This window comes from Kribbella sp. NBC_01505, assembly GCF_045040285.1.
Classification (GTDB): Bacteria; Actinomycetota; Actinomycetes; order Propionibacteriales; family Kribbellaceae; genus Kribbella.
The window spans coordinates 7,025,105-7,050,481 of record NZ_CP109425.1 but is presented as its reverse complement, the minus strand read 5'-3'; the positions used below and the strand labels follow the sequence as shown (position 1 = coordinate 7,050,481).

Annotated in this window: 13 protein-coding genes; 3 read left to right on the top strand and 10 right to left on the bottom strand. The window is 69.9% G+C overall.

What is annotated here, in order from left to right; genetic code table 11:
• The gene (locus OG474_RS33240; RefSeq protein ID WP_405057562.1) at positions 1–555 is read left to right on the top strand and encodes a TetR/AcrR family transcriptional regulator; all 555 of its coding nucleotides are present in this window, start codon (positions 1–3) and stop codon (positions 553–555) included.
• On the opposite strand, the gene OG474_RS33235 is transcribed toward OG474_RS33240, so the two are convergent.
• From OG474_RS33235 to OG474_RS33215, 5 genes are all read right to left on the bottom strand, one after another.
• Positions 544–1,980, bottom strand: coding sequence for an RNB domain-containing ribonuclease (locus tag OG474_RS33235; protein WP_405057561.1), 1,437 nt, complete (start codon positions 1,978–1,980; stop codon positions 544–546). The two genes, OG474_RS33240 and OG474_RS33235, sit on opposite strands and share 12 nt — an antisense overlap.
• Before the next feature lie 13 nt (positions 1,981–1,993).
• Positions 1,994–3,112: a bifunctional RNase H/acid phosphatase gene (locus OG474_RS33230; RefSeq protein ID WP_405057560.1), complete on the bottom strand. Its 1,119-nt coding sequence runs from the start codon at positions 3,110–3,112 to the stop codon at positions 1,994–1,996.
• Positions 3,109–3,717, bottom strand: coding sequence for a zinc ribbon domain-containing protein (locus OG474_RS33225; RefSeq protein ID WP_405057559.1), 609 nt, complete (start codon positions 3,715–3,717; stop codon positions 3,109–3,111). Before OG474_RS33225 ends, OG474_RS33230 begins: the two co-directional genes overlap by 4 nt.
• 169 nt (positions 3,718–3,886) lie before the next feature.
• On the bottom strand, positions 3,887–5,020 hold the full coding sequence (locus OG474_RS33220) for a Nif3-like dinuclear metal center hexameric protein (RefSeq protein ID WP_405057558.1): 1,134 nt from the start codon (positions 5,018–5,020) through the stop codon (positions 3,887–3,889).
• A 13-nt stretch (positions 5,021–5,033) separates the two neighbouring features.
• Positions 5,034–6,662, bottom strand: a complete 1,629-nt coding sequence (locus OG474_RS33215) for a glycoside hydrolase family 13 protein (RefSeq protein WP_405057557.1) — start codon at positions 6,660–6,662, stop codon at positions 5,034–5,036.
• A 93-nt stretch (positions 6,663–6,755) separates the two neighbouring features.
• On the opposite strand from OG474_RS33215, the gene OG474_RS33210 reads away from it, so the two are divergent.
• Complete coding sequence (locus tag OG474_RS33210) at positions 6,756–8,009, top strand: ROK family protein (protein WP_405057556.1); 1,254 nt, start codon at positions 6,756–6,758, stop codon at positions 8,007–8,009.
• Here OG474_RS33210 and nagZ read toward each other — a convergent pair.
• From nagZ to OG474_RS33190, 4 genes are all read right to left on the bottom strand, one after another.
• Complete coding sequence (gene nagZ / locus OG474_RS33205; RefSeq protein WP_405057555.1) at positions 7,993–9,525, bottom strand: beta-N-acetylhexosaminidase; 1,533 nt, start codon at positions 9,523–9,525, stop codon at positions 7,993–7,995. The genes OG474_RS33210 and nagZ overlap by 17 nt on opposite strands.
• 33 nt (positions 9,526–9,558) lie before the next feature.
• On the bottom strand, positions 9,559–10,425 hold the full coding sequence (locus OG474_RS33200) for an ornithine cyclodeaminase family protein (RefSeq protein ID WP_405057554.1): 867 nt from the start codon (positions 10,423–10,425) through the stop codon (positions 9,559–9,561).
• 53 nt (positions 10,426–10,478) lie between these two features.
• Positions 10,479–10,718, bottom strand: coding sequence for a hypothetical protein (locus OG474_RS33195; protein WP_405057553.1), 240 nt, complete (start codon positions 10,716–10,718; stop codon positions 10,479–10,481).
• Positions 10,719–12,852: 2,134 nt separating this feature from the next.
• The gene (locus tag OG474_RS33190) at positions 12,853–13,104 is read right to left on the bottom strand and encodes an aconitase X (RefSeq protein ID WP_405057552.1); all 252 of its coding nucleotides are present in this window, start codon (positions 13,102–13,104) and stop codon (positions 12,853–12,855) included.
• A 334-nt stretch (positions 13,105–13,438) separates the two neighbouring features.
• Here OG474_RS33190 and OG474_RS33185 point away from each other — a divergent pair, with 334 nt between their 5' ends.
• Positions 13,439–14,356 carry an ROK family protein gene (locus OG474_RS33185; RefSeq protein ID WP_405057551.1) on the top strand — a complete coding sequence of 306 codons (918 nt, stop codon included), beginning with the start codon at positions 13,439–13,441 and terminating at the stop codon, positions 14,354–14,356.
• A 423-nt stretch (positions 14,357–14,779) separates the two neighbouring features.
• On the opposite strand, the gene OG474_RS33180 is transcribed toward OG474_RS33185, so the two are convergent.
• On the bottom strand, positions 14,780–25,216 hold the full coding sequence (locus OG474_RS33180) for an amino acid adenylation domain-containing protein (protein ID WP_405057550.1): 10,437 nt from the start codon (positions 25,214–25,216) through the stop codon (positions 14,780–14,782).
• Between the last annotated feature and the right edge of the window lie 161 nt (positions 25,217–25,377).

The window sequence follows — 25,377 nt, the reverse complement described above, 5'->3', positions numbered from 1 at the left end:
GTGCCGACGACGAAGCCAACCCCTTCCGCGCGGGAGCAGGAGCTGCTCGAGCGCGCCTACGAGTACTCGCTCGGCCACGGCCTGGCCGACCTCTCGCTGCGCCCGCTCGCCACCGCGATCGGCTCCAGCCCGCGGGTGCTGCTCTTCCTCTTCGGCAGCAAGGACGGCCTGATCCGGGCACTGCTCGCCCGCGCACGCACCGACGAGCTCGACCTGCTCCAACAGATCCAAAGCCGGTACGACGAACCGCCCGGCCTGACCGTGGTCGCCCGCGAACTGTGGACCTGGCTGGCCGCCCCAGGACACCGTCCCCTGATGGCCTTCTGGGTCGAGGCCTACGGCCGGTCGCTGGTCGTGCCGGACGGCCCGTGGGCCGGCTACGCCAAGTCCACAGTCGCCGACTGGCTCGAGCTGCTCGAGGCCAGTCAGCCGGATGCGACCGAGGCCCGGCGAACCGGCGTACTAGCAATGTTGCGGGGTGCGTTGCTCGACCTGCTGGCGACCGGCGACCTGGATCGCACGACCGCCGCAGTCGAGGACTATTTACGGGATTAGCTCGAAGGTGACGCTGCGCTTGACGATGTCCGCCTCGACGAGCTTGACGCGGACTGCCTTGCCGAGCGGCAGCTCCGTCGTACTGGTGACGCGGCCTTCGACGGCGTGTGCGGAGAGGACGACGATGCCGCGGTTGGGTTCGCGGTCGTCGAGGTCGGTGATGACGCCGTCGAACTCGGAGCCGACCTGGTCCTTCATCAGGCCCGCCTCGACCATGCCGACGATCGCGCGCTCGTAGGCGTTGGCGCGACGATCCGCCTCTTCCATGAGCTTCGGGAGCTCGTCCATGGACTCGCGCACCCAGGCAGGCACCTCGGTCCCGGCCGACAGTGCGAGGCAGATCTCGCCGGCCCAGCGATCGATCAGGCGCCGCAGCGGGGCGGTGACGTGGGCATACTCGGCCTTCATCGCGGCGTGCTGCGGGTGCTCCGGCACACTCCCGTTGAACGTCACGTACCCGGCGCCGCGGAACAGCACCGTGCAGGCCGCGAGCATCGCGGCATGCGCCGGGACCTTCGGATCCAGACCGTGGATGAACTCCGCGTACGTCGTCTCCCGCGGCCAGTCGATGCCCAGTGCCTTGGCGGTGTGGCCGAGCTTGTTGCGCAGGTCGTCGCGGGCCTCGGGGAGGGTCCGCAGGATGCCGATCTTGCCCTTGATCATCAGGCCGGCCGCGGCCATCCCGGTGAGCAGCGAGATCTGCGCGTTCCAGCCCTCGACCGGCAGCGGGGCGCGGAACTCCAGGCTCCACGCGCCGTCGGAGGTGACGACCTCCTGGTCGGGGATCGGCAGGTTCACGCCACCGCGTTCGAGCTCGAGCTGCTCACGGAGCTTGCCGACCTCGCGCAACAGTTGCAGCGACTCCGACGCCGTACCGGCATCGAGGTCCTTCTGCACACCGGCGTAGTTGAGCTTGGCGCGCGACTTCACCAGCGCGCGTTCGCAGGTGACGCCGGTGCGCTCGCCGCGCGCGTCGAGCGGGATCGTCCACAGCACCGCCGGCCGAACCTGGTCGGGCAGCAGCGAGGCCGCGCCCTCCGACAGCTCCGGCGGGTGCAGCGGCGTCCGCTTGTCCGGCGCGTACAGCGTGACGCCGCGGCGACGCGTCTCCACGTCGATCGGGTCGCCGTACTGAACGAACGCGGCGACGTCGGCGATCGCATAGTGCACGACGTAGCCGTCACCGGCGCGCTCGATGTGCAGCGCCTGGTCGAGGTCCATCGAGTCCGGCGGATCGATCGTCACGAACTCCAGATCGGTGCGATCGGGCGCCGGCAACCGCGGCGCCGTACCGGCCTTCAGAGCCGCCGCGACCACCTCGGGCGGGAACTCCGCCGGTACGTCGAGCTCCCGGCGGATGTCCTGCAACGACGACCGGAGCACCTCCGGCACGTCATCGGCGAACCTGACCTTCTGCAATGGCATGGGGTCAGAGTAGCTAGGGGACCACGTTGAAGGACTTCAACGACGCGAGGCCATCGGCGTACCAGTGGACTTCGGTGATAGTGGCCGGTCGGAGTTCCATCCGGAAGATGGAGGCCATCGGGGCCTGGAGGACCGAGCGGACCATCAGCTTGATCGGGGTCACGTGGGTGACCACGACGACGGTTTTGCCCGGGTAGCGAGTGAGTAGGCCGTCGCGGGCCGAACGGGCGCGCCGGGCGCAGGTGTCGAACGATTCGCCGCCGGGCGGGGTGACCGTGGTCGACTCCATCCAGTCGTTGAGCTGATCGGGCCACTTCTCCTGGACCTCGGCGAACGTGTAGCCGTCCCAGTCGCCGAACGAGCACTCGACCCAGCCGTCGTCGACGACCGCTTCGAGCCCGAGCCGGGCGGCGACGGTCTCGGCGGTCTGCCGGGTCCGCACCATCGGCGACGTGACGATCGCGTCGACACCGCCTTGCCGGGCCAGATACTCGGCTGCTGCCGTCGCCTGTGCGAAGCCGGTCTCACTCAGGCCGGGGTTGTCACCCGTGGATCCGGAGAAACGCTTCTCCGCGGTGTGCGGCGTCTCGCCGTGCCGCAGGAAGATCAGGTGGGTCGGCGGCTCGGTCTGGGGACTCCAGCCCGGCATGCTTTTCTGCCGCCCATCCTTGGCGACAACTGTCTTCGCGACCGCGGGCTTGACCGGCTCAGGCTTCAGCGGGATCGGGACCCCGTCGAGCGCGTTGTTCGCCAGCGCGTCGGCGGCCGAGTTCTGCGCGCGCGGCACCCAGGTCCACTCGGTGCCGAACGGCGCGAGCTCCTGCGCCTTGGCCGCCAACGGCTTCATGTCCGGGTGCTTGATCTTCCACCGGCCGGCCATCTGCTCGACGACCAGCTTGGAATCCATCCGGACCTCGATCGAGGCCTCCGGCGCGTACTCCGCGGCCAGCTGCAGTCCGGCGATCAGACCGGAGTACTCCGCCACGTTGTTGGTCGCGACGCCGAGCGTCTTGCCGTCCTGCGCGATCACCTCACCCGTCGCCGGGTCGCGCACGAGAGCGCCGTAAGCGGCTGGTCCCGGGTTGCCCCGGGAACCCCCGTCCGCCTCGACGATCACGTGCGAGTAGGTCATGCCGCGCTCTCCGGCGTGCGCACCAGGATCCGGCCACACTCCTCACAGCGCAGTACGGCGTCCGGGGCGGCGGCCCTGATCAGATTCAGGTCGGACGGGGCAAGCTCCATCCGGCAGCCCATGCAGCGCTTGCCGACGAGCGGCGCGGCGCCGATGCCACCGTTGTGCTCACGCAGCCGCTGGTACTGCTTGACGAGCGGCTCGGGCAGCTCGGCCAGCACGGCGGTGCGCTTCTCGTTGATCCCGGCGCGCTGCTCGTCGAGCTCCTTCAGCGACGCGTCGCGGGTGCTCTCCAGCTCGGCCTGCCGGCCGGCGAACGTCTCGGCGCGGGTGCGCAGCTCGGCCTGGACGACCTCGGCCGCCTCCAGCTTCTCCATCACCTCGAGCTCGGCGTCCTCGAGGTTGGAGATCCGGCGCTCCAGGGAGCCGATCTCGTGCTGCAGGTTCTCCAGGTCGCGCGGCGAGGTGACCTGACCGGAGTCGATCCGCTGCTGGTTGCGCGCCTTGCGCTGGCGGACCTGGTCGACATCACTGTCGGCCTTCTTCTGCTCACGCTGCAGGTCACCGACCGCGGTGTCCGCGGTGACGAACTCGCCGTCGACCACCGACTTCTCCGCGATGAGCTCGGTCAGAGCCTGGTGCTCCGGCAGCGATTTGCGCTTGTGCGCGACCTGGTCCAGCTGCAGGTCGAGATCCTGCAGGTCCAGCAGACGGCGTTGGACGGCGGGCTCGGCGTTCAGAGTCGGCTCCTCTGTTAGTTCGTTCAGTTTGCGCTCAGAGCCGCAGGGTCCATGCGTCAGTGACGAGCGTCGAGATGTGAGTTTCTACCGTACTGCCTTGGGCTGCCAAGCTCTTACCCAGGAGACGCTCGGCGTCCCGCAGCCACGGCCACTCGCTGGCCCAGTGTGCGACATCGACCAAGGCGGGCCCGGCGCCGTACGCCTGGGCCTCGGTCGCGGGGTGGTGCCGCAGGTCGGCGGTGACGTAGGCGTCGACCCCGGCGGCGCGGACCCGGGCGAACTCCGAGTCCCCGGCTCCCCCGACCACCGCGACGCTCTCGATGCGCCGATCGGGATCCCCCGCCACCCGTACGCCGTGCTGTGTCTTCGGGAGGTTGTCCGCCACCAGCTGCGCGAACTCCTTCAGCGGCAGCGGCTCAGCCAGTACGCCGACCCGGCCGCCGCCCCGGTGACCCGGCAACTCGGCCAGCTCGTAGACGTCGTACGCGGGCTCCTCGTAGGAGTGCGCGGCCTTCATCGCCGCGATGACGGTACGGCGTTTGTGCCGCGGCAGGATCATCTCGAGCCGGTTCTCGACGACTCGGGTGCTCTCGCCGGTCCGGCCGATCGTCGGGTTCGCCCCTTCGAGCGGCCGGAAGGTCTGCTCGCCGACTGTGGTCCAGGCAGCGCGGTCGTAGTCGCCGAGCTGCCCCGCACCGGCGGCGGACAGCGCGTCGAGCATCGCCTCGGTCTGAGCGATCGGAACGTAGACGACGAGCTTGTCGAGGGGGTCGGCCGGCATCGGCTTGAGCGGGCGGGTGTCCTGCAGACCGAGGGCGGCGGCGAGGGCGTCGCTGACGCCGGGGTTCGCGTTGTCGGCGTTGGTGTGGCAGACGTGCAGCGCGGTGTTGCTGCGGATCAGGTCGTGGATAACCCGACCCTTGGGGGTCGTCGCCGCCACGCTGTTCACACCCTTGAGCAGCAAGGGGTGGTGGGTGACGAGCAGGTCGAACTCCCCCGCGATCGCCTCGTCCACCACCTCCCGCATCGGATCCACGGCGAACAGGATCCGCCGTACCGGCTGGTCGGGATCGCCGGTCACCAGTCCGACCGCGTCCCAGGACTCTGCCCAGGACGGGTCGTACAACCGGTCGAGTACGGCGACAACATCAGCGAGCCTCGGGTTCACGAGGCCCATCTTGCTAGATGAGCCAGGCCGTGGTGGCGCCGGGGAGTTTGGTGCCTTCGAGGGGGCCGCTGGACAGGACGACCGCCGCGTCGGGCAGCTCGACCGGGGCCTCGCCGAAGTTCGTGATCGACTGCCAACCGCCAGGACGGGTGAAGTGCAGCACCCAGTCGACGCCGTCGTTCCAATCCAGTTCATTGGCGGTCTGCAGCCCACGCCGTACAGCGAGGGCCTTGCGGTAGAGGCTGAGGGTCGACTCGGCGACACCGTCCTGCGCCTCGACCGAGTACTGGCCGAACCACTTGGGCTGCAGCAGATGCGCGCCACCGGCACCGAAGCCGAAGGAGAGCCCGCCGACCGTCCACGGGATCGGCACCCGGCAGCCGTCGCGGCCCTTCTCGGCACCCTTCGAGCGGAAATACGCCGGGTCCTGCAGGTTGGCGGCGGGGAGCTCGCCGACCTCTTGCAGGCCGAGCTCCTCACCTTGGTACAGGTACGCCGAGCCTGGCAGCGCGAGCATGAGCAGTACGGCGGCGCGCGCCCGGCGCAGGCCGAGCTCGACGTCGACGGTCGGCTCGGTGCCGTTGCTGAGGAGCCACGCCTTGCCGTCCTGCCAGCCGCCGGTCGGATCCTTGGGCAGGCCGTAGCGGGTCGCGTGCCGAACCACGTCGTGGTTGGAGAACACCCAGGTCGACGAGGAGCCGTTCTGGTCGGCGAGCGCGAGGTTCTCCTCGATCACCTGGCGGAACTTGCCGTAGTCCCAGTCGGCCTGCAGCAGGTCGAAGTTGAACGCCTGCCCGAGACCGTCCGCGCTCGCGTAGCGCGCCCGGCGTGCGGCCGGCACGAACGCCTCGGCCACCGCCGAGCGCGGCGGGTCGTATTCGTTGAGGACCTTGCGCCAGTCGCGGTAGATCTCGTGGACGTCGTCCCGGTCCCAGAGCGGGTGGACGCCGTTCGACTCTGACTGGCGGGGCAGCTCGGTCTTCGACTTGAACGGCTCGGTCAGGTCCTTCACCAGGGCGTGGGCGACGTCGACGCGGAAACCGTCGACCCCACGGTCGGACCAGAATCGCAGCGTGGTCAGGAAGTCGTCGCGGACCTCGGGGTGCGCCCAGTTCAGGTCGGGCTGCTCGGCGGCGAACAGGTGCAGGTACCACTGGCCGTCCGGGGTCTGAGCCCAGGCGGAACCACCGAAGATCGAGTCCCAGTCCGAGGGCGGCTGCTCGCCGTCCCCGTCGCGGAAGATGTAGCGGTCCCGGGCCGGCGTCCCCGGCTCGGCCGCGAGCGCCTCCTGGAACCAGACATGCCGGTCGGAGGTGTGGTTCGGCACGATGTCGACGATCAGCTTGATGTTCGCCGCGTGCAGTGCCTCGACCAGCTGACCGAAGTCGTCGAGGGTGCCGAGCCGCGGGTCCACGTTGCGGTAGTCGTCGACGTCGTACCCGCCGTCGGCCAGCGCGGACGGGTAGAACGGGCTCAGCCAGACCGCGTCGATGCCCAGGTCGACCAGATACGGAACCCGGCTGAGGATGCCCTGCAGGTCACCCACACCGTCACCGTCGGAGTCGGCGAAGCTGCGTGGGTAGATCTGGTAGACGACAGCCTGCCGCCACCAGTCGGGGTCGGTCGTCTGCGGACTGGTCACAAGTGTGCCTCACTTTGTGATTAATATAGACTCTAAATTTAGGTTCTGCAGTATTCTGCGCGCGGATCTACAGTGAGGTCAAGAGGGGTCACCATGACGAGCGCTCCGGTCACCGCCGCGACACCGGCACTGCTTCGCCGTGTCAACGCAGGCAAGCTACTGGGAGTGCTCTCCACCGCCGGGGTGATGACAGGAACCGGCCTGATCCAGGCCACCGGCCTCACCCGCGCCACCGTGCACGCCGTCTGCAACGACCTGATCGAGATGGGCTGGGTCGTCGAGCTCGACCCGGGTCGCGACGACACCGCGGTCGGTCGTCCGTCGCGGCGGTTCGAATTCAACAGCCGCGCCGGGTTCGTGCTCGGGATCGACATCGGCGCCGGTCGCACGACAGTGTTGGTGGCCGACCTGCGTGGTACGACGCTCGCCAAGTCCGGCCGGTCCCTGTCCGCGGTGAAGACACCGGCCGAGCGAACGGCCCTCGTGCACGAGGCCGTCGTCGAGGCCTTGACCGTCGCCGGTGTCACCGACTCCCAGGTGCTCGCCGCCGGCGTCGGTGTCGCGGCCCCGGTCGACCGCGCGGGCAACATCCTGGTCGACGACGAGTTCTGGCGCCGCTTCGACACCGACCTCGGCAACCACCTCACCTCGTTGCACGGCTGGCCGGTGCTCTTGGAGAACGACGCCAACCTCGCCGTACTCGGCGAACACTGGCGAGGCCAAGGCCAAGGCATCGACGACCTCGCGGTCCTGCTGGCCGGCGAACGCTTCGGCTCCGGCCTGATGGACTCCGGCCGCCTTCTCCACGGCAGCCGCGGCGGCGCCGGCGAAATGCTCTACCTCAAACTGGTAGAAGGCGTCGGCGACACCCACGGCATCGCAAGAATCGCCCGAGACCGAGCGGCCGAAGTGCTCGCCGACCCGACAGTCGAAACCAGCCTCCGCGCGCTGGCTGCCGAACGCCCGGCGGGCTCCACCCCGCCAGACACAAACGCGGGATCCACCGTCAGTGGGGTGACTGCGGAGCAGGTGTTCGCGGCGGCTGCGGATGGGGATGAAGTTGCTCTCGGCATCCTTCGGTCGCTTGCGGCGCGGACCGCACGAGTGGTGGCTACGTTGGGGATTCTGGTGAATCCGGAGTTGGTGGTGATCGGTGGTGCGGTGGCTGAGGCGGCGGGGCAGCTGTTGCCGGAGATCGAGCAACAGCTGGCCGGCTACACCAGTACGCCGCCGCGCGTGGCGGTGTCATCGCTCGGCGACGCGATCGTCTCGGTCGGCGCCGTCCGCCACGCGCTCAACTACGTCGAGCAGCACGCGCTGGATCTGAAGCTCACGCGCTCCGAGTGAGCGCCCGCACGACCGCCTCCAGCACGATCACGTTCCGGCCCGAAGTCGTTGCCGACGGCACCCCGGCCGGGACGAGCGCCTGATCCTCCGGGATACCGGTGCAGAGTACGAAGACGTCATCACGTCGCCCCCGCAGCAGGAACTCCAGCGCCTCGCGGATCCACGGCGTACGGCCGGCATCCTGTACGGCGATCACCAGCGGCCGCCCCTGCGCAGCAGCCGCCGCCTTGGCCAGCGCGTCCTCGGACTGCTCATCCTCGGCGTGGTGGTCCTCGAACAGCGCGGCCTCCTTCTCCGAAAGCCGATGCTGATCACGCAGCACGACACCATCGGACCCCGGTGCGATCCGGGCGAACAGCTCTGGCAGACCGCTGAAGTACGGGTACCACGCCGGGTGCAGTCCCTGCGTCAGATCGATCACGTACGGCGTCGCACCCAGCGCGGGGAACGTCTGCCCGGCCACCACCCGCTCAGCCACCTCACGGATCGCCGCACCGTCGAACGCGGTCTGCCGCTTCCGCTGCGCCAGGGAAGCAGCCAGCACCCGCACCCGCGAGGCCGCATCGGCAACCCGCTCCGCCGCCAGCGAACCGTTGCGCACAGCATCGCCAATGTGCTTGGTCAGCCCCTGCGGATCTGCCGCGCCGATCGCGATCATCGCGAGATCGGCACCGGCCCGGATCGACGCGACGGTCGCATCCTCGATCGACTGGTTCTTGGTGATCGCGCCCATCTCCAGCGCGTCGGTGGTGATCACGCCGTTAAAGCCCAGTTCCTCCCGCAGCAACCCGGTCAGGAGCCGGTGCGACAGGGTGGCCGGCTGGTCGTCGTACGCGGAGAAGATGACGTGCGCGCTCATGATGATGTCGGTACCGGCCGCGATCGCCGCCTTGAACGGCGCCAGCTCGACCGCCTGCACCTCTTCGATCGACCGGTCCACCCGCGGCAGGTCGAGATGCGAGTCGGTGGCGACATCGCCGTGCCCCGGGAAATGCTTCGGGCACGGCGCGATCCCGGCCTCGAGCACACCCTCGATGAACGCGACCCCGTGCCGCGAGACCCGGTCGGCCGTCGTACCGAACGCACGCGTCGAGATGATCGGGTTGGCCGGATTGCTGTTCACGTCCACCGACGGAGCGAGCATCAGGTCGATCCCGAGCGACGCCAGCGTGGCGGCCGCGTCCCGCGCCGAGGCCCGGGTCAGATCCACGTCGTCGAGATCCCCGAGCGTCCGCGGCGACGCGAGCGGCCACGGGTTGGCCGGCGCGAGGTGACTGAACTCGCCGCCCTCGTGGTCGATCCCGATGATCACGTCCGGCCGCTCGGCCCGCAGGCTCGTCGTCAGCGCGACCACCTGCTCGGTATCCGTCACGTTCCGGGTGAACAGGATGACGGCGCCGAGCCCGTCGGCGACAGCACGCCGCAGGTTGTCGGGGGCGGTGGTCCCAGCGAAGCCGACGATCAGGGCGCCGGCGGCATCACGTTCCAGCTCTGTACGTTCCAGGTGGTCGGTCATTCCGACACCCTCTCTCGCGCTGCCCGTCATTCGCTAGCCCCTTTCCGAAATCTCACTCTCAAATACGGCCGTCGCCACGGCGAGGTCCTGCCAGGCCATCCCGACACTCTTGAAGATCCGCCTTCTCGCGGGGTCGATCGGTACGTCGCCGCGCAGCACCGCGCCGAGTTCCACCACCGCATCCGGGGCCAGCGTGCCGGCGGCGACCGCCTGGATCACGTCACCTGCCTCGGTGGTGGCGGCGGTCTGGGACTCGACCACGACCTGCGCGTCCTTGAAGAGACCGGCCGGAAGCTCAGCCGCGGTCGGCGTATGCGATCCGACCGCCACCGCGATCACGTCGGGCGCGAGCGTGTCGGGCACCACCGGCACCGAGGCCGACGTACAGCAGATGACGAGACCAGCGGTCGCCAGGTCAGCCGGCGTACCGGAGGTCGCTCGGGCGCCCAGGGAACGTCCATAGGCTGCGAGCTCCTCGACCGCCTCGGCCCGACGGCCGTGCACCGTGAAGTCGTCGCACCAGCCGAGCTCGACCAGCAACCGCAGATGCGCCCGCGCCTGCACACTCGTCCCCACAATCGCCGCCCGACCGGTCGCTCCGCCAAGGGCCGCAATCCCAACCATCGACACCCCAGCAGTCCGTACGGCGGTCAGCTCCACCGCATCGATCACCGCCACCGCGGCCAACGTGGTCGAGTCGAACAGCACATACACACCCTGCACCCGCGGCAACCCTCGCCCCGGGTTCTCCGGCGCGATCGTCGCCAGCTTCACCCCCGTCAGCCGATCATCAGCCGCCGGCATCAACAACACCTCACCCCCAGGCGCCTGGAACCCCGACCGCGCCGCGCTCCGCTCCAACGTCCGCGGATCAACCGCCGCCCGCCGAATACTCTCCACCACCCGCTCCACCGGAACCGCCAACACGTCATCCCCACTGAACTGCCGCACCCTCAAACCCCTCCAACCAGACGATCCCGAAACCCTGCCAGCGGCAAACTGACCTCGCCCTCGGAAACCAGCATCCCCGCCAGCGTCACCAACTGAGCATCAAAATCCAGCGGTACGTCGACCACGTTCAACGTGAACTCGGCCCCACCGCTCCGCCGCCCATCCAGCTCGGTGAGCAGCAGACGACGTACCGACGCATCCAGCTCCTCCTCGAAGAACCTCCGCTCAAGCTCCGAACCCACGCCAGCCCTCCTCCCGATCCGCTGACCTCCACCAGGCCGCCACTCACCAGACCCACCGATCCTGGCATGAGCCCAACCGCCCACCGCTGCGAGGTCAGCAAGCTCGACCACGGAAATGCCGCGCCGCACAGCTCCTCCGCCACCAACGTCCGAAGGATCCGTACACCCCACCCGCGATTCCTTCGGACGCTAATCAGCACCCCCAGCCAACGTCCGAAGGATCCGTACACCCCGCCCGCGATTCCTTCGGACGTTAGCGAGGCGGATCGCCAGGACCCGCCATGACGGGTCGGGCGCTGTCGTGGCGGGCGGCAACCGAAGCGCGTCGCCCCAGACAAGGGACGTTGGTCGCCGGCGTCTTTCCGGACCGCAACCCAAAGCCCGTCAGCCGTAGGCAACGGGGACTCGATCACCGGCCTCGCCAAGGCGCTGTCGGTACGGCGGTGTGGCTGAGGTTCGCTGGTCTGCGGCCGGGTTCGTCGGTCCCGGGCACCCGCCACAGCGGCCGATTCACAGTGCCGGGTGGCCGGCCGGGCGCGTCGCTGAGGGGAATGGCGCCGTCAGCGCCCAGGTGTCCGTCGGCCCGTAGTCAACGGGCGTGGGTTGCGGCCGACGAACCGAGGCAGTCTGCACAGTGCCGCCAGCAGTAGCTGGGCACTCGATGCGAGGGCGGCGCCTCAACTTCTGCAAGCGCGCCCACCACCCCATGGGTTGCCCACCGACCTGAGGGGTTGCCCACTCGACCTACCAAGGGGCAACCCCCTACAGCGGCGGGCAACCCCCACCCTCCGAAAGGCAACCCCCCACCCCAACGGATGCCCACCGAGCTGGGGGGTTGCCCACTCGACCTACCAAGGGGCAACCCCCTACAGCGGCGGGCAACCCCCACCTTCCGAAAGGCAACCCCCCACCCCAACGGATGCCCACCGACCTGAGGGGTTGCCCACTCGACCTACCAAGGGGCAACCCCCTACAGCGGCGGGCAACCCCCACCCTCCGAAAGGCAACCCCCCACCCCAACGGATGCCCACCGACCTGAGGGGTTGCCCACTCGACCTACCAAGGGGCAACCCCCTACAGCGGCGGGCAACCCCCACCCTCCGAAAGGCAACCCCCCACCCCAACGGATGCCCACCGACCTGAGGGGTTGCCCACTCGACCTACCAAGGGGCAACCCCCTACAGCGGTGGGCAACCCCCGGGACTGTAAGTCACCACAGGGCAAACACCCCACGGCCGTTGCATGGCTCAGAAGCCGGTCCAGCGGAGGCGCCAACCACCCCAGCTACTGCGGCGCCCAGCCATGCTGTCTTCAGATCGACCGGCCGCGGCGGGGAACTACAAGCCCACGTCCCCGGCCGAGTCCTTGCGGCCTGCACCCACCCAACCGCCGCGTGCCAGGTCGGTGGCTGAGCTGGGGTGGCGTGGGCGGACCTGCACCACCCACTAACTCACCTCGGCGAAGGTTTTCGGGCGGCGGTTGAGCGTGGGGAGGTGGATGCCGCAGAGGATGGTGGGTTCCCAGGGTCGCGGTGAGCGCCCAAGGGTGGGTCGGCTGCTCCTTGTGCACGCGGCCCAACTTTGTGCACGCACCAACCACTTCCGGAGCCTCAGAGCGGTTGGTGGGTTCCCAAAGTCGCGGTAGGCGCCCAAAGTCGCGGTGAGCGCCCAAAGGTGGGCCGCCTGCTCCTTGTGCACGCGGCCCAACTTTGTGCACGCACCAACCACTTCCGCGGCCCCGGAGTGGTCGGTGGGTACCCAAGGTCGCGGTAGGCGCCCAAGGTCGCGGTGGGCGCCCAAAGGTGGGTCGGCTGCTCTTTGGGCGCGAGGCGCGTCTTTGTGCACGCACCGACCATTCCGGCGGGCTCGGAGTGGTGGGTGCTGGCGGTCCGCGGCGCGGGTGGTTCGACGCCACGAGACGTCGTTGCGGTCGACCTTGGCGCCCTGAGGGGGTTGCGTCAGTCGGTGGGTTTTGGGGACCCGGCGACGACGACCCAGCGGCTAAGGCAGATCCGGCTGGGGCGGTGGGGCGGACCGCCGGCACTGACTAACTTGCTTTGGGGGCGGTTTTGCGGGGGCGGCTGAGCGTGCGGCGGCGGGCGGGGCAGTGGTTGATCAGTGGGGACGGTCCGGGGTCAGCGCCAGGTGGCTTCGTCTCGGGTGACTTTGACGGTGCGGGCTGAGGTCGGGCCGGCGTGACGGTGATGGAGGCAACCGTCGACGTGGGCCGAGGTGATCGGCACCAGCGAACGTGCGTCCAGTGTGCGGGCCAATCCGGTGAGCAGCCGCATCGCCGGTGCCACCGCAGGGCGCGCCTCACCGGCGTGCATCTCACGCTCGAGCGCGGTCGACGTCATGTCCGCCGTCCGACCTTCCACGGGCCTCATGCAGCTGGTCGAAATCCTTCCCGCCTGAGGGTCTTCAGGGGCTCTGGGTGGCATCGTTGTCAGGGCGCGTCAAGGCCTCGCGCGAGCGTCTTTGTGCAGGTTCAGCGCGGATTGACCCCGATCACCACTCGCCGATCCGGCCGGATACAGATAACGTTGTCTCTCGACCTGGACCGCCCCCGACGGAGCCCGACACCGTGACCGAGCAGAACCCTCACCACCCCGCGCCGGGACCCTCCCCCACACCGGAGGATCTCGGCTCGACACCCCCTGCGCTGCTCAGCACCCGTCGGCACCTGGTGGCGACATCTGTACGGCGACTGGCGGGGGGACGATGAGCGGCGACACGATGAGCACGGTTCTCGGGATCGACATCGGCGGCACGAAGATGGCCGCCGCTCTGGTGTCCGCAGACGGAACGATCGTCGTCGGCGACCGGATCGCGACCCCGCAGGGTGATGCCGACCAGGTGTTCGCGGCGCTGGGTGAGCTGGTCGGCCGGGTGCTGGGTGACGCCGCGCCGCTGGCGGTGGGGATCGGTTCGGCCGGTCCGCTCGACGCCACGCACGGGCTCGTGTCGCCGGTGAACATCACCGGCTGGCGGAACTTCCCGCTCGTCGACCGGGTTCGCGCGATGGTCGACGTACCGGTGACGCTCGGGGTGGACGGACATTGCTTCGCGCTGGGTGAGTTCTGGACCGGCGCCGGGCGGGACGCGCAGACGCTGCTCGGCATCGTGGTGTCGACCGGGGTCGGCGGCGGGCTGGTGGTCGACGGCAGGCCGTTGCGCGGCCAGTCCGGGAACGCCGCCCACATCGGCCACGTCGTCGTCGATCAGAACGGCGAGGCGTGCGCCTGCGGTTCGTACGGGTGCGTCGAGACGTATGCGAGCGGGCCGCGGATGGTCGCTCGGGCGCAACGCCGGGGCTGGCGGACGGGCGAGCGGGTGGACGCCGCCGTACTGGCTGCTGACGCGGCTGCCGGTGACGAGCTCGCGCTGGCCGCGTTCGACGACGGCGCCCAGGCCCTGGCGGCCGGCATCGTTGCGACCGCGGTCACGGTCGACCTGACCACCGTCGTGATCGGTGGCGGGGTCTCGAAGGCGGGGCCGGTGCTGTTCGACCCGGTCCAGGCCTGGGTGAAGCGGCTCGCGCAACTGCCCTTCGTCGCTGACCTCACCGTCGTACCGGCGCAGCTGGACAACGCCGGCCTGCTCGGCGCGGCCCATCAGGCCTGGTCGTCGATCGGCTGACCTCCCACTGCCCCGATCCCACGCTGCCCTTTCAGGTTGCCTGATCGGGCAGCCTGTTTTGCCTGTTCCGGACAACGCGGTGCGTAGGGAAGGCTTCTCCTGCGCATCTTTGCGCAATTCTTACGCAATTGCTTGGATCCGTGTAACGGCGACCCCTTCCCACGCGATGCAACGGATGGATGGGGTGGGGGCACGTCATCCAAGGTTGGTCAGGGGGGCCTGGACCAGCCGGCAAGGTCGGTCGATGGGGGGCCGTGGACCGACCGGAATGCGTGAGCGGCGGAGAGGAGACTCTCCGCCGCCCTCGCGTGTGGAGTACGAGCCGGCGATCGGTCCTCAGGAGGGTGGAGGACCGCTCACCACCCTTTACGTCCGAAGAGGCGCAGTACATGGTCGGCGTGTTTTCGGACGTTGGCGGCTGCCTTACGGGTGCAGCCACTCCGGTTCGGGCAGGCGGGTGCGGTCGAGGCGGCCGTTGTCGTCCAGCGGGAGCTCCTCGATCGGGATCAGGTCCGCCGGGACCAGGTAGATCGGCAGTTCCTTGCCCAGGTCAAGCATCAGCCGGGCGAGCGTGGCCGGGTCGCTGTCCTCGAGCACCACGTAGCCGATCAGGCAGGTGTCGCCGCCGTGGTCGGAGATGGCGATGACGACGGCGTCGATGACGCCGGGCTGGTCGGCCAGGACGTGCTCGGTCTCGCCGGGCTCGACGCGGTGCCCACGGATCTTCACCTGGTCGTCGGCACGACCGAGGTACTCGAGGGTGCCGTCGGGACGCCAGCGACCGAGGTCGCGGCTCCGGTACAGGCGACCGCCCGGGTGGGCCGGGTCCGGCACGAAGGCCGTCTCGGTCTCGTCCTGACGCCCAAGGTAGCCCTGGGCAACGGCCGCACCGCCGAGGTGGATCTCGCCGACCCCGCCGACCGGCACCGGCCGCAGGGCCTGGTCCAGCAGCCGTACGGCGACGCCGTCCACCGGACGTCCGATCGACGGCCGGTCCTCGGTCGGGTCGACCTCGTGGATCGTGGTGACGATCGACGCCTCCACCGGGCCGTACTCGTTGTACAGCCGGCATTCCGGGTGCGCGTCGAGGAAGTCCCGCACCTTGTGGGTCAGCACCATCGCCTCGCCACCCGCGACGATCTCCCGCAGCGCGGGCAGCTCGGGCAGCTTGCGCATCGTGGCCAGCAGCGCGGTCAACGGGCTGAACGCCATGAACAGCCGCTCGACCCCGTGGTCGCGCAGCGCCGAGATGACCGAATCCGGGTCGTACCGGTCGTCCTCACCGATCAGCACCAACGCGGAACCGGACGCCAGCGTGGTGAACATCTCCTGCACGTGAACGTCGAAGCCGAACGAGGTCCACTGCAGCGTCCGCAGCGAACTCCGCGTCCGCAGATAATGCCGGACCAGGTTGACCGGCCCGCGATGCGGAACCAGCACGCCCTTCGGATTCCCGTTCGAGCCGGACGTGTAGATGCAGTAGGCAACATCATCGGCCGCGGCCTGCACCGGCGGCGCCTGCCGCGCACGCGAATCACCCTCGACCGCCGCGACCGGGACGAGCCGCAGCCCGAGCCGGTCGGCGAGCGCCGCGTCGTCACCGACGAGCGCGACCGCCGAAGCGTCGTTCACCATGAACGCCCAGCGCGATTCCGGTACGCCGGGATCCAGCGGCAGGTACGCCGCACCCGACTTCAGAACCGCCAGTACGGCGACCACCAGCTCGGTGCCGCGGGCAACCCGAACCGCGACCAGCTGACCGGGCTTCACCCCGAGATCCGTCAGCTGCCAGGCGATCGCGTTCGCGCGGCGATCCAGCTCGGCGTACGAGAGCTCGCGTTGGCCCTGGATCAGCGCGATCGCATCCGGTGTCCGGGCGACCTGCTGCTCGAACAACGTGTGCAGCCCGCTCAGCTCACCGGCCACCACCGCGTCCCGCCGACCGCGGCCGATCGGGCCGACCGGCTCGAGGTCGCCTTCGAGACGACGCAATGCTTCCAGGTCGGCAGCGATCGGCATCATCAACTGGGGAAGGCGAAGTCGCGGCTCGGCCGTTGCCCTGCGCAACACAGCCTGCAGATAACTGAGCAGCCGATCGATCGTGCTGCGGTGGAACAGCCCGGCGCGGTAGTCCGCCGTACAGGTGATTCCGGCGCCGTGGTGCGTCAGCCGCAACCGTAGATCGAGCGGCTCGGGCAGCTCCTCGTCGCCGTCCTCGAACTCCACCAGGATCTGGAAGAGCGGATCCCGCTCGAGGATCGCGAGATCCGTGCCCGCGTGGTCGAACGCACCGGTCGTCACATCCCGCACCCGATGCGCGAGCTCGCCGAGATCCGGCTCACCCGACAAGTCGATCCGGATCGGCAACGCCCGGCGAATCCCCGCCGAGGTGTCACCCTGCGGCCGGATCAACGCGGACCCGATCGTCACATCCTCCTGCGCCGCGAACCGCCCCAGCACAGTCCCGACAGCCGCCAGCATCGTCATCAGCGGACTGATCCGGCGCTCCCGGCTGAACACGAACACGGCATCGCCGAGCTCGTCCTCCAGCTCCAGCTTCACCGAAGCGACCTCACCCCGCCGCCCACCATCAGCCGGCAACACCAAGGGCTCCGCCCCCGCCAAAGCCACCTGCCAATACCCGACATCCCGACGCCGCCCACCCACCGCAGGCGCCATCTCCCCCTCAACCACAACCCGCCGCAACTCGCCGACGCGACCATCCGAATACACAACCGGTACGACGGCGCGCTCGCCGATGGGAAGGGGGCTCACAGCAACCGCACCGCCGTCCAGGCGCTCGCTCACAGGAAGGTTGCTAGCAGCAACAGCTCCCGCGGCCTCGACGCCACCATCTCCGGCAGGTGCATCCCCCACCGGATCACCTTCGGCGCCAGCACCCTCGTCCTCGGCACCAGCCTCCGCCTCAGCTCCCTGATCTCCACCGGGACCTGCAGGCGCACCATCCGTGTGCTCACCCTCGCCATCAGCAGCGTCGGTTCGAGCCGTGCCTGAGGTCTCGGGACCGAAGGTGCCGCCGACCAGAGGGCTGCTGTCGGGCGCGGCTTCGGGCGTGTCCGCGGCGATCGAGTCGCTGAGGAGGGAGAGCTGCTCGCGCATCAGCTTGGTGACGCCGTCGACGAGTTGGCCGGCGACGCGCAGCTGCTGGGACATCAGGGCAGCGACACCACTGTTGGGAAGGTCAGCAGCACCGGTCGCGGTAGCCGCCTCTTCAACCCGAGCAGCAAGCTCAGCAAGCCCGGTCCCGAGGACAGCCAGCGCCACCCGAGCATCGGGTTCACCCGCAGCTTCATCAGGCTCGGGCTCAACCGGAGCAGGCTCGACCTCAGCCACCGCGATCTCGACCGCAGCCTCGACCGGCGCCGATTCCTCTTCCTGGACAGGCGTTTCAGAAGCTTCGTTGCCGTCCGCAACATGTTCGTCGTCCGCGCGTGTGGTCTGCACAGCCACGGCCGTCGCGAGCTTGTGGGGAGTCGTGTACGACGAGAACAACGTCTCCGCCGACAGTTCCACCGAGAACTGCTCGTTGATCCGATCGATCACCGGCGCCATCAACTCCGCCGTACCGCCGAGCTCGGCGAACGTGTGGTCAACCGTCAGATCGTAAGGATCGAGCTGCAGCGCCTCACACGTCAGATCGAGCACCGCGTCCAGCGACTCCCGATACCGCTCAGCCGACACCTCGTCGCCCGACAGCGACCCGGCCTGCGCCAGGTAGTCCGCGTCGACCGAATGCGTCTCCGCCGGCAGCGCGAACGGCGACTCCTCGTCCGAGTTGTCATCAACCGCGGCAACCTCAGCCACCTCGGCCGGCGGATCCAGCGGGATCCGCTTCACGGCCGCACTCGACGGCGCGAACCCGATCGCCTGCGCCCGAGCAGCCCGCTCGAACGCGCTCACCGACCCGCGCACCACCCCATCCGCCACCGTCGCGGGGGCGGCCGACGAGGTGTCGACCGGGTGGTGCACACGACGGAACGGGTACGTCGGCAGCGGCACCCGGCCGCCGAACGCGTACACCTTCGACCACGTGATCTCGGTGCCCTGCTCGTACAGCTCGGCCAGCCCGTTCATCGTCGCCAGCACCGGGTCCTGCCCGAGCCGCTGCGCCGGGATCCACGTGCTGTTCGGCGCGATCCGCCGGCCGGCCGGGCTCAGCACGGCGTCCGGACCGAGCTCCAGGAACCGCCGGCACCCAGCCGCGGTCACCGCCTCGACCGCATCGCCGAACAGCACCGGCTGCCGCAACTGACCCACCAGGTAGTCGCCGTCCAGCACCGTCCCGGACTCGAGCAGCTCGCCCGACCAGCTCGACACCATCGGCGTCCGCAACGGCTTCAGCGTGATCCCGCGAACGATCGCCGCGAAGTCCGCCAGAATCGGATCCACCAGCGAACTGTGGAACGCCCGATCGACATCCAGCCGCTGCCAGGCCACCTGCAACTGATCCAGCTGCTCGGCCAACTGCCCGACGATCACCTCGGACCCGGTCAGCACGAACGACTGCGGACCGTTGCCCGCGGCAATCTCTACCCCAGAGATCTGCGCCAGCTCACGCACGCGATCCGCATCCGCGCGCACCGACACCATCGCGCCCGGTGCCGTTCCACGCTGCATCAGCTCGCCGCGCTTCGCAGTCAGCCGTACGCCGTCCGCCAGCGACAGCGCCTCGGCGACGCACAGAGCGGCGTACTCACCAACGCTGTGACCCACGACAAGCGCAGGCTGCACACCGAACGACTGCCACAGCCGGGCCAGCGCGAGCTCGAACGCGAACAGCGCCGGCTGCGCGGTCTCGGTCGGCCAGACGCCCTCGGACTGATTGGCCGGGGTGAGCAGCAGGTCGAGCAGGCTGCCGCCGGTCTCCTCGGCGTACACGCGATCGCACTCGTCGAGGACCGACCGGAAGACCGGGAAGCGCGCGGCCAGCCCAGCGGCCATGCCGCGGCGGGCGGCGCCTTGACCGGTGAACGCGTAACCGAGCGGGCCGGGGCCACCACGCGGTACCTCGGTCGCCTGCGCAGAGCCGAGCGCGTCGACCAGCTCGGCCTCCGATGCGCCCGCGACGGCGATGCGATGCCGATGCGCCGGTCGGCCGAGCGCCGCCGTACCGGCGAGGTCGATGAGGCGGTGGCCGGTCCCCTGGTCGAGGTCGGCGCGGTAGAGCTCGACGAGGTCGGTGAGCGCGTCCGGGTCGGGAGCCGACAGCGGCAGTACGACGGGGCCGTCGTCACCGCGGCGGATCTGGCGCGGCGGCTCCTCCAGGATCACGTGCGCGTTCGTACCGCCGGCGTCGAGAGCGCTCACGCCCGCGCGCAACGTCGTACCGGCCTGCCACTCGTGGGCCTCGGTCGCGATCACGAACGGGCTGCCGTCGAGGGCGAGTTCCGGGTTGGGCTCGGTGTAGTTGATCGTCGGGACCAGCGTCCGGTGCTGCAGCATCAGGATGGTCTTGATCAGACCGGCCATCCCGGAGGCGCTGTCGAGGTGGCCGATGTTCGGCTTCACCGAACCGATCGTGCAGAAGCCGACCTTGTCGGTGTGGCGGCGCAGCGAGGTCGTCAGCGCGCGCACCTCGGCGGAGTCGCCGGCGGCACTGCCGATCGCGTTCGCTTCCAGGTAGCTCAGCGAATCCGCGGCGAACCCGGCACGCTCGAGCGCCCGTTCGATCAGATCCTGCTCGCCACCGGCGGTGTCGTCGTTGCTGACCGCGGTTCCGCGAATGACCGCGTACACGGTGTCACCGTCGGCGACCGCCTGGTCGAGACGCTTGAGCAGTACGGCGGCGACGCCGTTGCCACCGACCGTGCCGTCAGCGGCGGCGTCGAAGGCACGGATGTGACCGGACGGGGAGAGGATCGATTCCGACGACGGCTGGTAACTCGTTGCCTGCGGCACCTGTACGGCGGATGCGCCCGCCAGCGCGAGGTCCGCGTCGCCGGAACGCAAAGCCTGGCAGGCCAGGTGCACCGCGACGAGCGAGGACGACCAGGCCGACTGCACGCCGATCGCCGGGCCGGTCAGGCCGAGACGGTACGCAACGCGGGCGGCAAGCGAGTCGCGCGCCTGCGGCTGGCGGTTGTAGAGGTTCATGCCGGAGCCCGCGAAAACGCCGACCCGGTTGGTGGTGCCGCCGTACCCGGCGTGCTCGAGTGCTTGGTGACAGACCTCGAGGAACAACCGCTGCGCCGGATCCATCAACTCGGCCTCACGGTCACTCAACCCGAAGAACTTCGCGTCGAACGACTCCACATGCTCCAGCACACCGCTGACCGCGAGCTCATCGGACTCGTCGGTGGCGAACCGCCGGACGCTCTCCACTCCCCCGACCAGGTTGTCCCAGAACTGCTCCAGCGTCTCCGCCCCCGGGAACCGCCCAGCCACCCCCACCACGGCCACCGGCTCCACCAAAGCCACCGCAACCTTCGCAGGCTCCGGTACGGCGCTCGCCACCTTCGGCTCGTCCGCCGCAACGAACGCGGGTTCGCCCACCCGCTTGGCCGTCGGCAACTGCGCCGCAGTAGGAGCCTGCACCAGCCGCGTGTCCGAAGCCTGCTCTTCGGCCAGCTCGCCGGACGCCGTACCCGAAAGCTCCTGGTCCGACTCCGACGCCTGACCGGCGACCGGCTCCGGCGTCTGCTCAGCGGACTGTGCTGTGAGCTCGCCGCTCGGCTGGCCGGCGACTACATCCGCAGACGTCGCAGCCGCAGAAGCAATCGCAGCCTGCTCGTCGTCGGCAACCGCGGGACCCTCAACCGCCAACTCGGGGTCAACGTCAGCCGACCCGGAGGTAGGTCCTGCCTCCTCATCAGCGGGTGTGGTGACCGCCGCAGCAGCAGACACCTCCGGCTCGCCATCAGCAGCACCCAACTCGGACGTGACACCGCCCGATGCAGCGTCGGCACCCGCCGAAGCCGCATCCGCCTCAACCTCAGCAGCCACCACAACCGCTTCTGCCTGAACGTCAGCAGGCACGGAAGCCTCATCTGACGCGGGGTCCACCGAACCGTCAGCGGGCGCGGGAGTGGAGGCGTGCGCGGCGTCGACCGTCGCGGCTCCCTCGTCTGCCTGAACTTCACCAGACTCGAGTGCTGGGTCGGCCTGGGTGTCAGCGGACGCGGGGCCGGGCTCGACGTCGGCCGCGGATCCCTGCTCTGCCTGAACGTCAGCCGACGTGGGTGCCGGAGCTACCTCAACCTCATCGGGCGCTACCGAAGCCGTGGCGTGCTCGACGGGACCTTGTAGGGCATCCGTTCGTGCTGCTGCGCCGGACTCGGCGCTGCCTGCCGGACCATCCGCTCGCGACGCCTCATCAGCACGCGCCCCGACGGAATCAGCCAAGGCGTTGGTGCCAACGGGTACGTCGGAGCCGGACTCGCGCGCAACGACCTCGGAGTCGACGGAGGCAGCCTCGGCCTCGGATCCGGACTCGCCAGATGCAGACGGTGCAGGGCCAGACTCGGCCACAACTGCCGGAGCAGCCGCTGGCGACGTGTGGTCAGCGTGCGCCTCGGCGGGATCGCCTGGGGTGTGTTTGCCAGCAGGTACGCCGGGTGCGGCCTCAGAGGCAGTCGCGGACTCGGACTCGGTAGACGCAGCTGCTGCGGAGTCGGACTCGGCCACAACTGCCGGAACAGCTGCTGCTGAAGCGTCGTCGGTGTTCGCCGCGGCGGGATCGGCCACGGCGTCGGTGTCTGCAGCCAGTGCGGAACCGGGCTCGGTGGTGTCAGAACCGGACGCGGAGTCCGAGGCAGGCTCCGTGGTCTCCGCGACGGACTCGGCGAGAACAGGCTCGGCAGTCGCCGCGACGGACCCGGCGACCTCGGCGGCGGGCCCGGGGGTCTCGGCGGTCTCCGCGGCGGACTCGGCGGACTCGGCGAGAGCAGGCTTGGCGGTCTCTGCAGTAGGCCCGCCGAGGGCAGGCTCGGTGTCGGAGGCAGAGTCGACGTGGGCGGGTGCCTCGGAGGCAGGCTCGGCGTCGGCGTCGGCGTCGGCGGAGTGTGCTGATGCGGGGGCGGGTTCGCTTGGCGCGGGCTCGGAACCGGCGGACTCGTTCTGGGCCTTGGCGGGCTCCGGTGAGGATGCTTCGGGCGCGGTGGGCTGGGTGTCGCCGGAGGTGGATGCTTGGGCGTTGGGCGTCGGTGCCTTGCCGTCGGCGGGCGTGGGCTCGGCGGCAGCGGTCGGCTCAGGTGTGACGAGACCCGATGCGGCGGTCTCCGACGGAGCATCCGAGCTAGGTGCTGCTGGGACGGAATCACCTTGGAGAGCATCCGCGTGGGCGGGCTCCATCGGCGTCGCGGCATCCGGGTCGGCCAGGTTCGTGACGGCATCGTCCGCGGCCGTCTCCGGCGCATCAGCGGCGGGAGCGGCCGAGACCGGTCGACCGTCGGCCGCCACGGCAGTCGGCTCGGGCGACGTCGTGGCGGTCCGCTCGGGCGGCGTCGCGAGGGCGTCGACGGATGCCGGCTCGGACTGGGGCGGGGCGGGCTGGCTCGGACGGATGTCGGCTGCTGCGGACGACTGCGCACCCGGCGTCGCTTGGGTGTCGGCGGCGTCCGATTCGGACGGCGTCGCCGGACCATCAACAGCGGCGGGGGCGGCTGACGTGGACCGAGTTTCGGCTAGCGCGGCGGCCTGCTCGCCCGGAGCAGGGGTGGCCTGCGCGGGCTGGGTGTCGGCTGGCGCGGAGGACTGCTCGGCTGGCGTTGCCGGGGAGTCGTCGGAAGGCTGCACAGCGCGGGCGTCGGCAGCGGCCGGCGTGGACTGGGTGTCGGCTGCTGGGGACGACTGCTCGCCATGCGTCGCCGAGGACTCAACAACAGCCGAGTCGACCGGGGTGGCGGCGGGCGTGGGCTCAGGCGGGGTTGGGGTGCCGAGGGTGGGGCGTTGGGGTGGGGTGGGGATGGATTGTTGGAGGGTGCGTTGCCACGCCAGGCGGACGGTGGGGAGTTCGGTGGTGCGTTCGCCGGCTTCTACGTCTTCGGTGGAGATCTGGGTGTCGGCGGTGGCTGATTCGGGGCCTTCGCCGGTGGGGCCGGAGTACGAGGTGGCTCCGGCTGGTTCGACGTACGGGTGGGGCGGGGTTTCGAGGGTGCCGTCGAGCCAGCGTTGTTTGAGGAGGGGGCGGAGGATCTTGCCGCCGGGGGTGGTCGGGAAGTCACGGCGCGGGACGCCGACGACCTCGGCGACCAGCTGGAGACGGGTCTGGATGAGGCTGCGGATGCCCTGGTCCATGCCGGGGATGGAGTCCGGCGTGAGCGCGTAGAACACCACCAGCCGATCGGTCCCGGACTCGACATCGGGCACCGCGCACGCAGCGACGAGACCCTGCTCGGCACCGACGACCGTCGCAGCGACGGCCTCGATGTCGTGGGCGTAGTACAGCGTGCCGCGCATGATGATGCGCTCGCTGTCCCGCCCGGTGATGACGACCTGGCCGCCGGTGATGAACCCCTGGTCCCCCGTCGAGAGCCATTTGCGCATCGGCCAGTTGCCGACCGGGAACGCGTCGCGGTCGGCCTCGAGACTGCCGAGATAGCCCGGTGTGACCCGGGCCGAGGCGACCTGCAGCTGGCCGATCCGGCCCTCCGGCAGTACGGCGCCGTTCGGTGCCACGATGCGGACCGTCGTACCGGGGGCGGGTGCGCCGACGGAGACCAGGCTGAGCACGCCGGGGGTCTCCGCGCGCGTCTTGCCCGGCCGCGCGACCGCGACCTTGCCGGAGGACGGGCGCTGGTCGACCCATTCGACGATGCCGGTCGGTGGGACGCGGACGCGGTGCACGTTCGGCGTCAGGCCCGGCCGGGCGAATGTGATGCCGGTGACGGTCTCGGTCATGCCCCAGGCGGCGACGAAGGTCTCCGGTACGACGCCGAAGCGGTTCGTGAGCCGGAGGAACTCGGTCATCACGGGGACGGTGATCTGCTCGCCGCCGCTGACCAGGCTGCGTAGCGCGGACAGGTCCCAGTGCCGGTCCGGCTCGCCCGCGATCGCTTGGGTGGTGAGCCGATAGCCGAAGTTCGGCGACCAGGAGTGGTTGACGCGGTGCTGGTCCATCAGGTCGAGCCAGCGCAGCGGGTCGGCGAGCACCCAGCCGGTGCTGACGTGGATGTTGGTGCAGCCGGTGAAGACGGGCAGCAGGTGGTAGAGCAGGAACGCGCCGCTCTGGTCCAGCGGCAGCCAGTTCAGCGTGGTCTGTCCGGGGCGGACCGGCAGCATCGCGGGAGTCCCCGCCGCGAACTCGACCAGCCCGCGATGCGTGAGCTGCACGATCTTCGGCGTACCGGTGGTGCCGGAAGAAAGCATCAGTACGGCGACGTCATCCGCGGCCGGACGGTGGAATTCGTTGGTCGGCTCGTGGCCGGCGAGTGCGTCCGGGTCGAGGACGGGCAGGCCGAGGTCGTCGGGCAGGTCCGACGGGCGTCCGATCAGGACGGTCCAGCCGAGCAGGTCGGTGACGGTCCGCAGTCGCTCGCGGCCGGCCTCGGTGCGGTCGCCCTCCGGCGACGGTGCGAGCAGCAGCGGGCGGATGCCGCCCAGCGTGCAGGCCCAGAACGCGGCGAAGAACCCGACCGGCTCGGTGCAGTGCACGACCGCGGGATCACCTGCCCGTACGCCGTTCGCGCGCAGGCCGGCCAGGATCCGGGCGGCGAGTTCGAGCAGCGTCGGGAAGTCGAGCTTGGTCTCGCGACCGTCCGGGCCGATCTCGACCACGCCGGCACCGCTGAAGTCGCGGGCCGCACGCAGCAGCGCACTCGGCAGATCGCGCGGATATCCGGCGGGAATCATCAACGCCGGCCCGGTGCTGATCGCCGGCCGGTCCGCACTGCTCCTCACCACGCCCGCTCCACCACCAGTGCATCAGAGCGGGCCCACCCGTCGGAGAAAGCAGGGGAGATCACAATGACGCGAGTCGGTCGGTGACCCACGGACAAGCGCCTCCCCAACTGGACGGAGCCGGGCTCAGGGCAGACCCGTCTCGCTCTCACCGACACGAAGCC